This window comes from Myroides sp. NP-2 (assembly GCF_014145665.1).
In the GTDB taxonomy this organism is placed as follows: Bacteria; Bacteroidota; Bacteroidia; order Flavobacteriales; family Flavobacteriaceae; genus Flavobacterium.
In genome coordinates this window covers 318,825-331,397 of sequence record NZ_JACHTD010000002.1, presented here as the reverse complement: position 1 = coordinate 331,397, position 12,573 = coordinate 318,825, and the positions used below count along the sequence as shown (strand labels likewise).

General features: G+C 38.0%; 16 protein-coding genes. All 16 read right to left on the bottom strand.

The features are described from left to right. The 16 genes from H4K35_RS03805 to H4K35_RS03730 all read right to left on the bottom strand — a co-directional run bounded on the left by H4K35_RS03805 (position 1) and on the right by H4K35_RS03730 (position 12,572). Positions 1 to 1,191: a DUF2062 domain-containing protein gene (locus H4K35_RS03805; protein ID WP_182626056.1), complete on the bottom strand. Its 1,191-nt coding sequence runs from the start codon at positions 1,189 to 1,191 to the stop codon at positions 1 to 3. An 11-nt stretch (positions 1,192 to 1,202) separates the two neighbouring features. Further along, positions 1,203 to 1,685, bottom strand: a complete 483-nt coding sequence (locus H4K35_RS03800; RefSeq protein ID WP_182626055.1) for a hypothetical protein — start codon at positions 1,683 to 1,685, stop codon at positions 1,203 to 1,205. 7 nt (positions 1,686 to 1,692) lie between these two features. Next, positions 1,693 to 2,058: a 3-hydroxyacyl-ACP dehydratase gene (locus H4K35_RS03795; RefSeq protein WP_182626054.1), complete on the bottom strand. Its 366-nt coding sequence runs from the start codon at positions 2,056 to 2,058 to the stop codon at positions 1,693 to 1,695. 160 nt (positions 2,059 to 2,218) lie between these two features. Then, positions 2,219 to 2,821 carry an outer membrane beta-barrel protein gene (locus tag H4K35_RS03790; protein WP_182626053.1) on the bottom strand — a complete coding sequence of 201 codons (603 nt, stop codon included), beginning with the start codon at positions 2,819 to 2,821 and terminating at the stop codon, positions 2,219 to 2,221. A 114-nt stretch (positions 2,822 to 2,935) separates the two neighbouring features. Further along, positions 2,936 to 3,565 carry a hypothetical protein gene (locus H4K35_RS03785; RefSeq protein ID WP_182626052.1) on the bottom strand — a complete coding sequence of 210 codons (630 nt, stop codon included), beginning with the start codon at positions 3,563 to 3,565 and terminating at the stop codon, positions 2,936 to 2,938. Then, the gene (locus tag H4K35_RS03780) at positions 3,543 to 4,172 is read right to left on the bottom strand and encodes an outer membrane lipoprotein carrier protein LolA (RefSeq protein WP_182626051.1); all 630 of its coding nucleotides are present in this window, start codon (positions 4,170 to 4,172) and stop codon (positions 3,543 to 3,545) included. Before H4K35_RS03780 ends, H4K35_RS03785 begins: the two co-directional genes overlap by 23 nt. Next, entirely contained in the window at positions 4,169 to 4,936 is a 768-nt protein-coding gene (locus H4K35_RS03775) for a polysaccharide deacetylase family protein (protein WP_182626050.1), read from the bottom strand. The genes H4K35_RS03780 and H4K35_RS03775 overlap by 4 nt, the downstream gene beginning before the upstream one ends. Then, positions 4,921 to 5,916 (bottom strand): beta-ketoacyl synthase N-terminal-like domain-containing protein, encoded by a 996-nt coding sequence (locus tag H4K35_RS03770; RefSeq protein ID WP_182626049.1) that lies wholly within the window; start codon positions 5,914 to 5,916, stop codon positions 4,921 to 4,923. The genes H4K35_RS03775 and H4K35_RS03770 overlap by 16 nt, the downstream gene beginning before the upstream one ends. Before the next feature lie 3 nt (positions 5,917 to 5,919). Continuing rightward, positions 5,920 to 7,116: a beta-ketoacyl synthase gene (locus H4K35_RS03765; protein ID WP_182626048.1), complete on the bottom strand. Its 1,197-nt coding sequence runs from the start codon at positions 7,114 to 7,116 to the stop codon at positions 5,920 to 5,922. A gap of 2 nt (positions 7,117 to 7,118) precedes the next feature. After that, positions 7,119 to 7,376: a phosphopantetheine-binding protein gene (locus H4K35_RS03760; RefSeq protein WP_182626047.1), complete on the bottom strand. Its 258-nt coding sequence runs from the start codon at positions 7,374 to 7,376 to the stop codon at positions 7,119 to 7,121. A gap of 5 nt (positions 7,377 to 7,381) precedes the next feature. Continuing rightward, positions 7,382 to 8,002: a 3-oxoacyl-ACP synthase gene (locus H4K35_RS03755; protein ID WP_182626046.1), complete on the bottom strand. Its 621-nt coding sequence runs from the start codon at positions 8,000 to 8,002 to the stop codon at positions 7,382 to 7,384. Positions 8,003 to 8,009: 7 nt separating this feature from the next. Next, entirely contained in the window at positions 8,010 to 9,131 is a 1,122-nt protein-coding gene (locus H4K35_RS03750; RefSeq protein ID WP_182626045.1) for a beta-ketoacyl synthase, read from the bottom strand. Next, entirely contained in the window at positions 9,128 to 9,580 is a 453-nt protein-coding gene (locus H4K35_RS03745) for a thioesterase family protein (RefSeq protein ID WP_182626044.1), read from the bottom strand. Before H4K35_RS03745 ends, H4K35_RS03750 begins: the two co-directional genes overlap by 4 nt. Further along, positions 9,555 to 10,832, bottom strand: a complete 1,278-nt coding sequence (locus H4K35_RS03740) for an ABC transporter permease (protein WP_182626043.1) — start codon at positions 10,830 to 10,832, stop codon at positions 9,555 to 9,557. Before H4K35_RS03740 ends, H4K35_RS03745 begins: the two co-directional genes overlap by 26 nt. Beyond that, positions 10,825 to 11,577, bottom strand: coding sequence for an ABC transporter ATP-binding protein (locus H4K35_RS03735; protein WP_182626042.1), 753 nt, complete (start codon positions 11,575 to 11,577; stop codon positions 10,825 to 10,827). Before H4K35_RS03735 ends, H4K35_RS03740 begins: the two co-directional genes overlap by 8 nt. Continuing rightward, positions 11,577 to 12,572 carry a BtrH N-terminal domain-containing protein gene (locus tag H4K35_RS03730; RefSeq protein ID WP_182626041.1) on the bottom strand — a complete coding sequence of 332 codons (996 nt, stop codon included), beginning with the start codon at positions 12,570 to 12,572 and terminating at the stop codon, positions 11,577 to 11,579. Before H4K35_RS03730 ends, H4K35_RS03735 begins: the two co-directional genes overlap by 1 nt. Position 12,573: the final 1 nt, after the last annotated feature.

The window sequence follows — 12,573 nt, the reverse complement described above, 5'->3', positions numbered from 1 at the left end:
TTAATTTTTCTGTTTTTGAATGATTGACAGTAAAAAGAAACTAATTGATCCCAAACAAAAGCTAGCCATAACAGCCAGTGCAAAGCTACCTAAAATATATTGCCATACATGCTCAGAAATAGCTACAAAGCTAAATTCACTGATTAAAATATGCTGACTTCCATTGGGAACCATATAGTAGCCTAATTGAAGGGATGTATAGACGATGAGTGGAATCATAGGTGGTATACTGACGTTTGAAAAAGCAAAGGCCAATACTTTGTTTAATCGGAAAGTAATCGCTAAAAAGATAGCGAGAAAAGAATGCAAGCCCCAGAGTGGGGAAAGCCCAATGAAGGTTCCCAATCCGATAGACAATGCCTTAACAGAGGCCGTATCTTGACTACCAAGAATATCTTGTGCTATAAACGCTTTAAAACTTTTTTTTTTAAAACTGCGCAGAAAGTTTCTTGGGATGATATATAGCAATAAGATACAGACCAATACAGTATTTAGTATACTGATACGGGTAAAATCTCTAAAAGGGCGAAAATGGGAAACGCGTTCCTGGTTATCGTATAATACTTGTATGGGAACATTTTTCACCTCAACCTCATTCCAAGCGGCTCGGACGATAACTTCTATTTCAAATTCGAACTTTCGCGTATAAAATCTTTTTGAAAGCTTGTTTAGTGGATACAAACGATAACCTGATTGTGTATCTGAAAGGGATATTCCTGTTTCAAACCAAAACCAAAAGTTGGAAAACGCATTGCCAAAACTACTTTTTTTAGGAATGCCCTCTTGATTCATATTTCTAGAACCAATCAACAGCAATTCTTTATTTTTTGCTTGTTCTAAGGCATCGATAAATACAGGAATATCTGAGGGGTAGTGTTGCCCATCAGAATCAATGGAAATGACGTAGGAGAATCCCGCTTTTTTAGCTACTTCAAACCCTTTTCTCAGCGCATTTCCTTTCCCTCGGTTTACAGGAAGGTCAACGATAGTGATTAGATCCTTGTATGCTTGCAAGATAATCGGCGTTTGATCTGTAGAACCGTCATTTACAACAATAACATCCTTTGAAAATTCCAATACGCCATCCAAAACACGTTTTAAGGTGTTCTGGTTATTGTAGGTAGGAATCAGTATACAAATACCCCATTCCTTTAGTTTCGAACTATAAGTATCAAAGTTTGCTGTTGTCATTATCACGCCTATTAAAGCAATTTATTCCGTTCTTCTGCAGTGAAAGCTTTTGATTGTTCAGCATAGGTTTTAATCCATTTTTTTACTGCTGTCGATTGTTGGTCGTACTGTTTAATAATCAACTTTTTATCGCTGTCAATATTTTTGTAATAGCCGACAATTTTAGGGGTGTTTTCTTGGATAATTAAGCGAACGAGTCTAAATTCTACATTGGTAGGTTCTCTTTCGATTGCTGCTTCAATGAGTAAAGCACCTTCCTTAACGAGCTCTTTTTTTACTTTAATTTTCTTTTCGAATTTAGCCAAGGTAACCAAGGCCGCCCCTTTGTATAAGGAGGCAGATTCGTCCGTCGTTTTGATTGTCAAAACTTTTTCATAAAAAGCCTGTGCTTGCTCAGCAGACAAGCTCGCTTGTTGAAAGCTTTTGCTCAAATCTGTTGTCGACACTTGAAAAAAGCTAATAAAACTGAATATACAAACCAACGCTGCCTTCATCTTTTTCCTATTTTTGGGTATATACACTACTCATTTTCAACGCAATGCTATCTTGAAAACTAATACTACTTTTGACCTTTATCAACTCTTCTTTCTCCTCTATTGCAAAATTTACCAGAAGGGTTTGATCCACTTGTGGATTGATCAACGTCATAAATTTCACATTAGATACTTGTTGCATCAAAAGTGTCTTGTTTGTTGTTGTTTCAACTAATTCTTTGATGATTTGTATCATACAAACACCGGGCATCACAGGATTGTCGGGAAAATGTCCATCAAAAACAACATGATCCTTATTTAGCTCTATGGTTGCTTGAAAATCCGTTTCCACACTTTGAATTGAAACTACACGATAAAAATCCTTTATCAACATAAAATATCCGATTGCGTTTTTAATTTCACAAAACTAATTAAAAATTACATATAGTTATGGAAAAACCGTCTGTAATGATGCCAATGGCTTTAACATTATAATTTAGAAACAAAAAAGCCCTCTTTTTGTATAGAAAGAGAGCTTTTAAAAATTTGTACACTTAGAAAGTATAGGTCAGGCCGATTTGAAAACTAGAGTTAAAACTATCATCATTATACCAATAATCAGTGTAGAACCAATAGTCTTTATCCACAACGCGCACAACTCCTTGTCTCCATCTTGCTTCGATACCCAAGTGATCTGTTACTTGATACCCTACACCTAAGTTCAAAGTCAAATCGCCATAAAACTCTGTTTTACTTTTTCCTTCAGTCATAATCGCAAAACCCGGTCCAACGTGTACGTTGAAATCTTTAAAGCTAAATTTGTTGATCACGTTGATATCAATATAGGATAGATTAATATCTTCGGATACGGATTGATAAGGTTCATTGTACCCATTGCCTCTTTTGACGTATTGCAAATTGGCATTTTTAGCACCTTGGCGGGTATAGTTTAATTCAGGTTGTAAGGTGTAAAAACTAACTAATTTAATTGGAAATTGTAGCCCAACATAGAAATCAGCTTTGTAATCCGCTTCTGCATTCGTAATGGTAGATAAACTCAACCCTCCGCGAACTCCGGGTGTAAATTTCTTTTGTGCATATGTACCATTGGCAATTCCCAAGGTAATGCAGGTAATGAATAGTAATTTTTTAATCATAATTTATAAGGTATTGGTTATTTTGATGGATGATTATAAGAATAGGTTAACCCAAGTGGGACACGTCTACGCTGAATATGTCTTGTTTCTATACAGGCGAAGCGAATTACAACATTAGTCTTCTGTTAAACTAGGCTCTAAAGGATTTAATCGAATGACTAAAGGAAAATTTTGATGTGTTATCTCTAGCGTTTCTCCTCCTTTTGCATAGGTAAAAATAATTTTTGGTTTGCTTGCACTTGCCGCAATGACTTCCGTTACTTCCTCTTGTTGATTGACTACAACAAAGGTTTTTTGTTTTTTGTATACTCCCTTGTACACCGTTGTATCAGGTTGTGTGGCTTTGGCTTGTAGGGTATAATTATCTTCCACTAAATAACTAAAATCTTTAGCTAAAAAGTTGAGAATAATCTTTTTATTCAAATCAGGCATAACGTAGTTAATTGCATAAGGTTGGTCTTTATAGATGGAAAAATCAAAGAGCGTATTGCCAAAATCAGAGGTTAAAACTACGCGGTGTACTAGTTCGTCCATGCGCTTTACCACTAATAGTCCGCTGACTTCTCTTTTGGAAATTTGAATATGAGCGCGAAAAATATGTTCTTCACCAATCGTAGCAAAATATGGATTGACTACGGTAAAAGTACCTTGTACATAGTTTTCTTTACTTGAAACAGGACCGTGATAGCTCTTGCACGAAAACAACAATACGGAACATATGCTAATTAGTATATGCCTTTTCATCTAATTTAATGTTTACTTTTTTGTTGCTAAATACAATACGTGTATAATCTGCCGAAGGTTCAATCAGTTTAACTTCTGAAACGGTATTTTGTCCTTGATCAAAATACAAGACAATTTCACTGATGTATTGTGCAATTTCCTTATTCAGCGGAACTAATTTTGCAATACGTCGGTTATTATTTTTAAAATAAGTAATGGCAAACTCCTTTTCATCAAACATATTGCCACTGATACTTCCAACAATAAGCGCATTGATTTTGGCAAATTTTTTATTGTTTCCTATGTCAATTTTATTCTTTTTTCCCTGATCATTAATGGTGATTTTATTGTCCGAAAACGAAATACTATAAGCGAAAGGGCTAGTGTATTTCCAAAGTAATTTATTGGGAATACTCAACTGCATATGTCCTTTTGATTCGATTTCTTTAGACATAAAACTCATGTTTTTATACTGTGTAAAATCGGTTGAAAGGGTTTGTATATCTTTAGTAGTACTGACAACTTCTTTTTTAAAGGTATTCTTTTCATCCGTTGACATGGCTTTTTCTTGGCAGAACCCAACGAGTGTTGAACCGAATACTAAAGCGGTAAAGATTATTTTTTTCATTGTTTTTCTTCATTTAAGAACTCTACTAAATTAACCATTTTATACTTCTCTTGTTGTAGTTGTTTTAAAAGTATTTCTAACGCCTTTACAGATCGCTTGCTTGTATCGTGAAGGAGCACAAGAGATTGTTCGTCTATTCGCTTGTATACGCGGTTAAAGATGGTATTTTCATCTTCAATCACAGTATCCAAGGATCGATTATTCCATCCGATCACACGGTGCTGGGTTTGGCGAATCGCTTTGGCAATATGTGGATTGGTAATGCCAAAAGGCGGACGATAAAAAGGGGTTTGAAACTGAAGAATTTGCTGCATTACAGCCGTGCATTTTTCTATTTCCGTTTTGACTTCTGCCGTGGAGAGAAAACCCATTGATTTGGGATGCGAATAGCTGTGATTGCCCAGGGTATGTCCTTCGGCAAGGATTCTTTTGGCAATGTCTGGATATTGCTCTATTTGTTTGCCAATACAAAAAAAAGTGGCTTTAGCCTGATAACGTCCTAACAAATCCAATACTTGAAGGGTATAGGGGGTAGGTCCATCATCAAAAGTAAGGGCAATAGTTTTGGGTTTGGGATTCGGGCTTTTAACAATAGCGGGGATAAAAAACCCTAACCGAATATCAAAAACACCCCAGCTATAGACGCCAATAAAAAACAAAACTCCCGGAATGAGCCATGCAAGGGATAGTCCTGTATATAGGACAAAATAAAGCACGATTATGGTATAAAGTGCACTTATTCCGTTGCTTATTTTTCTCCACATTGCTTTAACAAAATAAAACTATGATCTTTTCCTTGAAATTGATTGTAAAGGAGGATATACTGTACATTTGCATCTCTTTTCATACGTTCCGCAGCTAGTAATAGCCCAAAAGACGAAGCTGTATGATGGTGACCGACATATTCTTTATAGGTGAGCATTTCCGCTTGCTTAAAGCTGTGATATATCACTTTAAAATAATCTTGATCCACGGGTAGGTCACAACTGCCTACATACACCAGATCAATGGCCTCTTCGGTCAAGTTATTTTCTTTTAAAAAGGACGCTATACTCCTCGGATTGGTGGTATTACTGATATGAATATCAACTAACTCGGCATAACTTGTTGCCGTGTGGTGTTGATCGAGTACAACGCATGTTGCCCCTTCACCTGTGTTAATTCCCTTTTCATATACAATATCCTCTGTATTGACTAATTGGGCTAGTTGTTGATTGTTGATTGTCGTTTTACCCACCTCATCAATACCGCCAATTAAGGCATTTTCTATTTCTTCTGCTTTGATCTGCAATAGGCCATCAAGTAAGGCGGATTCAAAAGAACTATGTTGATGTACATAGGTAAAATTGTAGCCTTTACACCCGAAATGCAGGGCAATTTGTCCACCAACAGTATTGTGTGTAGATTGAATAAAAGAAGTAGGCGTAAGGTAACTTTCGTTATTGTCTAATAGCAGCTCTAAGAATTTTTCTGAATCAACTAAACACCCCAACCCTGTGCCTGTAATAATGGCTTGTGGCATTTGTAAATGCGCTTCTTCTAAGGCTAAATGAGCGGTGTAAATACCCATTTTTACTCCTTTAGCCATTCTTCTCACCATAGCAGGAGGTATTAATTCTTTGTACGAGGGTTGATGGGCTTCATTCACTCCCTGATGGATCGTTTTAAGTGATTCTACAGTAAAATTACGCGCTTGTTCCTGAATGGATATAGAAGATACCCCGTTGATATAGACCTTTTTCATCTTTTACGCTTTAGTAAAAATAATCGTTGAACAATTGCCTCCAAATCCAAAAGAGTTAGACATAACCGCCTGGATGGGTGTATGTAAAGTTTCTTTTTGTGGTACAAGCGTTAATTCTTCCATTGGAGTTGTATGGTTCAAATTTGCAAAAACTACATTGTGTTGTAACGCTAAAATACTGTATACGGCTTCTATTGCACCAGCAGCGGCCAAGGTGTGGCCTGTGAAAGGTTTAGTAGAACTAAATACAGGAGCGGATGAACCAAAAATACGCTGAATAGCTCGTCCTTCAGACAAATCGTTATTGGGAGTAGCTGTTCCGTGGGCATTGATGTAATCAATGTCTTGCTTGTCGAGCTTTGCCATCTTCAGCGCTTTTTGCATGGCTAAAAACGCCCCTTCACCGTCCTCTGAGGAAGCAGTTTGATGATATGCATCATTAGCGTTGCCATAGCCTGCAACAATACCTAAAATTGCTTGATTGCGCGCAAGCGCTATATCTTCTCGTTCCAAAACGAGAAAAGCTGCGGCTTCTCCTAAGTTTAATCCTTTTCTATTTTGATCAAATGGCGTATTATCTGTATCTGATAAAATCATCAAACTATTAAAACCATTAATCGTAAACTTAGCTAAAGCATCGGTTCCTCCAACAATTACGCGGTCTAGTTTTCCAGCTTTAATCATACGACACCCCATCATCAGGGCGTTAGCTGCAGAGGAACATGCCGTACTAATCGTTGATACATAGCCTTGTAAACCTATGTAATCCGCTATTTTCTCCGTTGAGTCTCCTGCTTCTTGACTGCAAACGTATTTTCGAACGCTAGGATCGGTTAGAAAAGAATGATAATACTGTTCGATAAAATCCATTCCACCTACTGAGGTAGAAGATATTAATCCTGTGCGAACAGCATTAATATCTTGTATATTGGCATGCTCTACCGCTTGTTTTGCAGCATAAGCCCCTAATAAAGCTGTTCTCGTATAGTTGTTGTCTTGCGGTAGGTTTAGTTGTTTGATCAGTGCGGCAGTCGAACACTTCACTTCTCCAACCTTGATCTTGTCTTTGTGAATAGAATCGAAAAGCGTTAATGTGCCCACACCAACTTGATGCGTGCATAACGCATGGTAATTTTCTTCAACGGTTTGACCAATGGCAGAAATAATCCCCATTCCGGTAACAACTATACGATCTTGCATATTTATTTGGTTCTATTAGCTGAAATATAGGTTGCCATTGTTTCAATCGACTGAAAAATAGCTCGTCCTTCTTTTGGATCACTTAATTTGATTCCGTAATCTTTGTCCATCAATACGATCAATTCTAATGCATCAATCGAATCTAGTCCTAATCCATCGCCAAATAAGGGATCTGTATCTTGAATATCGTTGATTTCGATATCCTCAAGATTTAAAACGTCAATAATTTTTGTTTTTAATTCTGTTTTTAAATTTTCCATTTCAATTAAAATAAATGCTTAATACTTTCTATTGTATGTGGTACTTGACCCCGATTTTCAACGGAATACAAGACCAATTGATATTCTCCTTCTAAATAATCTACCCAACCGCATATTACTTTTGATGCGCGATTCGACATCAACGCATAGTTCGTGTAGTTGAGCATCAGTGCTGCGTCATATGCTGGTGAAACAAAAAAGGCATTTTCCCCTTGTAAACGGTGTCTGATGCTTATTTCTGCTAAGCAAATGTTCGCTAAGGTATACACAAATACAGCTGGACTTGGGTAGCAGGCATCCGCCTCTGCTATAGATGCGCTATGTTTCAGATCCGTATCTAAACTCGAGGTTGAATTGCTCAAAAAAAGAGCAGTATCGCGTATGGGTTGAGCTGAAGTTGTAGGTGTTAGTAGCAATTCTGCACCAATAAAAGCCAATTTACTCAGCATATCCATTTTAAAAAACTTGGGATACTCCAATTGTTTTTCTTTGTAGATGCGCTTTAAAAACAAAGCTAAATCCTTTGTTTCTTCCGCATTAGCCGTGAAAACACTACTGTCATTTACACGTACTTCCCCCGCCTTGATTGTGCAATAATCCGCAATATAAAAAGTTTGTTTCCTCATCTTGTACTTACTTTTTACTTAGTATTAATGCTGTGTTTGATCCTCCAAAGCCCGAAGCGGTTTTCAACCCAATCTGCAGGGATTTGACCTCCGTTGCTGTTGTAATATTAAGCTCTCTTGACACACCTAGTTTCGTAAATCCTTTGGATACAATTAATTCATTATGTCTCATGCTTTGCATAAGCATCACGAGTTCTAGTAGTCCTGCAGCTCCAAGAGTATGTCCGAAATAACCTTTTTGACTGTGGATGGGCGTTTGAGCCAATCCCAATCGATCGAAGGCGATTGCTTCCATTTCGTCATTGTAGGCCGTAGCTGTACCATGTGCACAAATACAGTCGATTTGTGCTGTTGTGAGTTGAGCTTCTTGTAAAGCTTCTTGTATACTTAAAAATAGACCTTCACCTGTACGTGATGGACCTGAAATATGATTAGCATCTGCGATAGACGCTTCGCCTACCACCTCAAAGGAGGTTCCCTCAACGGATTTAGTGCTGAGGTAAACCGCTGCAGCAGCTTCCCCTAAACTGACTCCTTTTCGATTGAGATCAAAAGGAGTACAAGGTTCCTTGCTCATCGCTTGAAAACTGTTGAAACCCGAAACAACAAAAGCAGTTAATTCGTCTCCAGCTACGACATAAGCCTCATCAAACTGTTCCATTTGAATCAATCGCTTGGCAACAGAAACAGCTAAAATACCCGAAACACAGGCATTGCATACCACAACAGCAGGTGTGGTGAAACCAAAAAAATCAGCAATGCGTTGCACAGATCGATTCATATCGGCCTCTTCTAAATTACCGGTTGCTAAAGCTGCTATATTTCCCTTCGTTGTAGAAACAACCAAGGCTGTTTTTGCCGTAATTTTTCCTTGATCAACAAGGGGATGAAGTGTGCTTATAAGCAGGCGCTCAAAACGTGTAAAGCTCGAATTCCCTTCAATACTATGCTGAAGTTGTTCATCGATCCATGCATCGTCGATTTGGCCACCATAACAAGCTGAAATAAATCCAAGTTGATCTATTTTTTTTATGCCTGACTTTTGTGCTTGTATGGCTTTCCAATTGTACTGTTGACCAAATCCAATTGAACTGAAACACTCTGCTTTGTTGATGTAAACCTTTCTCATTCTTTTGTCAATCCTAATTTTGCTTTCCACTCTTCATAGAAAGGGGGTATAGCTAACGAAAGATTATTGGCTTTATCGAGGAAAACTTGTGTTGTTTCTCCAGTACAAACCACTTGATCTTGTTCATTTACTATTTTATATCTAAATATAATTTTAGCAGCGGGACTTGCGATATAGGTTGCTCGAATACGAATAACATCTCCGTATTTCAAGGTTAACTTATGAGCGCAAGCGGAGGCTACAATAGGCGTAACATATCCTGCTTCTAGCATGTCTAAGTAAGAGATACCATAGGTTCGTCCAAAGGCCTCTCTAGCATCTTCAAAATACACTAAATAGTTGCCATGCCAGACGATTCCTAGCGCATCTGTTTCGTTGAATCGAACTCGGGTTTCAACTTCAACAGTGAGTTCGGAAACTTCTCTATAAAGATCTTTTTTTCTTATCATAAAACAACGCTATTGAGATCATTACTAATGCAAACAAAAGTAGCAAAATAATCTCAGTTCTAATTTCCCATAAACTGCCTTGTCGAAGCAAAAGGGCATAATACCCTTCCAATCCCCAATTCATTGGTGACAATTGAGCAACATATTGCATGAAAACTGGCATGGCAAAGGTTGGTACCCAAACCCCACTTACCGCTGCGAGTATTACGACAAAAGTTGCTCCAAAAGGAGAGGATTGTTCTTGTGTTTGTGCCACTGTTCCAAAAACAACACCCAAAGATATTGCAGATAAACCAATACACAAGGTCAAGACACTCAAATTAAACAACTGATTTCCAATGGTAAACGGTAGCAATCCTAAGGAAGGAAAAACGAATTTCCCCACACCTAAAATCAGGTAAAACTGCAACAAGCAAATCACGAGATACGTTATGATTTTTCCCGCCCAAATAATTCCCATATGCGTGGGAACTGTATAGAGTCTCACTTTAGTACCCTGATTTTTTTCTTTGACTAAATTCATGGCAAAAGGCACAATAATAAAGAAAATAGCAAACAATGACCAAGCTGGGACGTTGTGTTGTACAGCGTTTGGTTTTACTTCATTGTGTAAATCAAGGGGCGATATTTCTTTAAAAGTAAAAAGCGCTTGTTGATTTAGGAGTGTACTATTAGGTTCCAAATCCAGCTGTGCAGCAAAAGCGCTATAAATAAATTTATTCTCCGTTTGAGTGACAATGCGATCAATAGCTGCCTTGATTCCCTCTTTGTAAGCAATTTGCAGGGCTGGATCGAAATATAACACTACTTCTTTTGGTGTAAAGTTCAGTTTTTCTTCTGAATGACTACCAGCTTCGTTTAACTGAAGTACTTCTTCTACATTGGTGTCAATATAATGCTGAATCTCTTGGGTCAACTGTTTGGGAATTACAATAGCCAATTGATAGTCTCCTTTGAGAACAGCATGTGCAGCGCGTTCTTCTGTTAAAGGTTCTCCACCTAAAGAAGTAAGCAATTCAAAACTTCCCAAGGCTTTTACCTCCTCAAAAATTGCCTGAGAAACTTGATCCTGATCTTGATCAATCACCAATAATTTTACGCGATGATTGGTTATATTTTCATAGGTATTATTCTGAATCAGAGTAACCACGATAACGAGAAACACTGGCATAATAAATAAAATAGCCAAACCGCCTAAATCCCTTGACAGCAGTTTTACCTCTTTGCGGATGGTCATCAGTAATTTATACATTGTCCTTCAAATTTATACCCGTTAGTTGCAAAAAAGCCTCTTCTAAGTTTGTTGTTTTCGTTTGGTTGATCAGATCTTCACTACTGCCCAGAGCAAATATTTTTCCTTGATTAATAATCGCGATAGAGGTACACAATTGCTGTACTTCATGCAAGTGATGTGAGGTGTAAATAATCGTTGTTCCTTTGGCGTTGAGTTCTTTGAGAAAAGAGACAATCAACAGTCTAGATTGTAAATCAACTCCTACCGTTGGTTCATCAAGGAAGAGAATGCTAGGGTCGTGTAAAATACCTGCGATGAGATTTACGCGTCGTTTCATTCCGCCAGAAAAGGTATCCAATTTTTTATGTGTAAACGCCTCTAGGCCTAAATAGTTGAGGTAGTATTGTATTTTTTGTTTGAGTTCTCTTCCCTTTAATCCGTACATACTACCTAAGAATTCGAGGTTTTCATAAGCCGAAAGTGTAGGGTAGAGGGCGTATTCTTGAGGGACAACCCCGATGATACGCTTAATTGCTCTTTCATTGTGTTGGTAGGTTTTCCCCTCAATGCTCAAAAGGCCTGATGTTGGTTTAACCAATCCGTAAAGCATGGATAACAACGTTGTTTTACCAGCGCCATTTGGTCCTAATACGCCAATAAAATCTCCTTTGTTAATTTGCAAAGAGACATCTTCAATAGAAAAGAAGTTTGCTCCTTCATATTGTTTGTATAGCTTTTGTATGTCGATAATGGCCGTTTTCATTAGAGGGCTTTTTTAAGCTTTTTAAAGAATTGTTCTTCCCGATCAGCCAAAGCATTCAGTTCTTCGGACAAGCTGAGGTATACATCCTCTCCATTTTTGCGTTTTTTATACACTCGAGCTGCATTTACGGCAAAATCTCTCCACGCATCACCGATTGCTGTCATTTCAATTGCAAACTCGTTTAAAAAGGGTTTATTTAACTTTTTGGATGCCTCTTGTAAAAAAGCGGCGTAAATAAAGCGAAATCCACCGCCTCCTGTTCCAATTTCTTCCTGCATGCGCACCATTTGTGCCAAAAAGTGATTGGCTTTGGGCACACCGTGTTTCTTTGGCCACTTGACAATGGCTTTGGCCACCATCCGCATCCCACGCACGCCTACTATAGGAACAGGAGCTAGCATATCATTGCACGTTTTTTTTATCGCTTTGACAATCGCCTTTTCCCAATCAATCTGTTGAGGGATGGAAACAGGATAATAGATCTGCCCTTTAGGCGCAAATGCTCCTTGGGCAAATCGCACTTTTTCCAATTCACTAGGAGTTAATTCTGTCGGTGTAGCCATCACGGGATCACTAACCAAAAAATTACTTCCGGTTTTGCCATAAACAACCAAATTGTGGGCATTAAAATGAAAGCGATACTCTGCTGGAAAATAGGGTAGATGATACACCCCCACTTGAAGTCCACACGGAATTCCCTGTGCAATTTTAACTTCTAATTCCTGTTGTGCTTTCTGTTTATCGGTAAACTTGATGCGTTTTACTTTTAATCCTAAGCGCTTGGCTAAACGGTTAAAAATTAACCCAGGCATAGGCCTATAGCTAATTGCTGGAGCGTGATTTACTTTGACAAAAGGCAAGTAAACAAAAAACAAACCAGAACCAAGTCCAAAAGCCATCGGTTCGCTAATTTGGATCCCTTGATTGCTCAATAAATTTGATGCTACCCCATTTTCGCAATGCGCAGCCTGTTTGTGTACAAAATCTATCTTCATT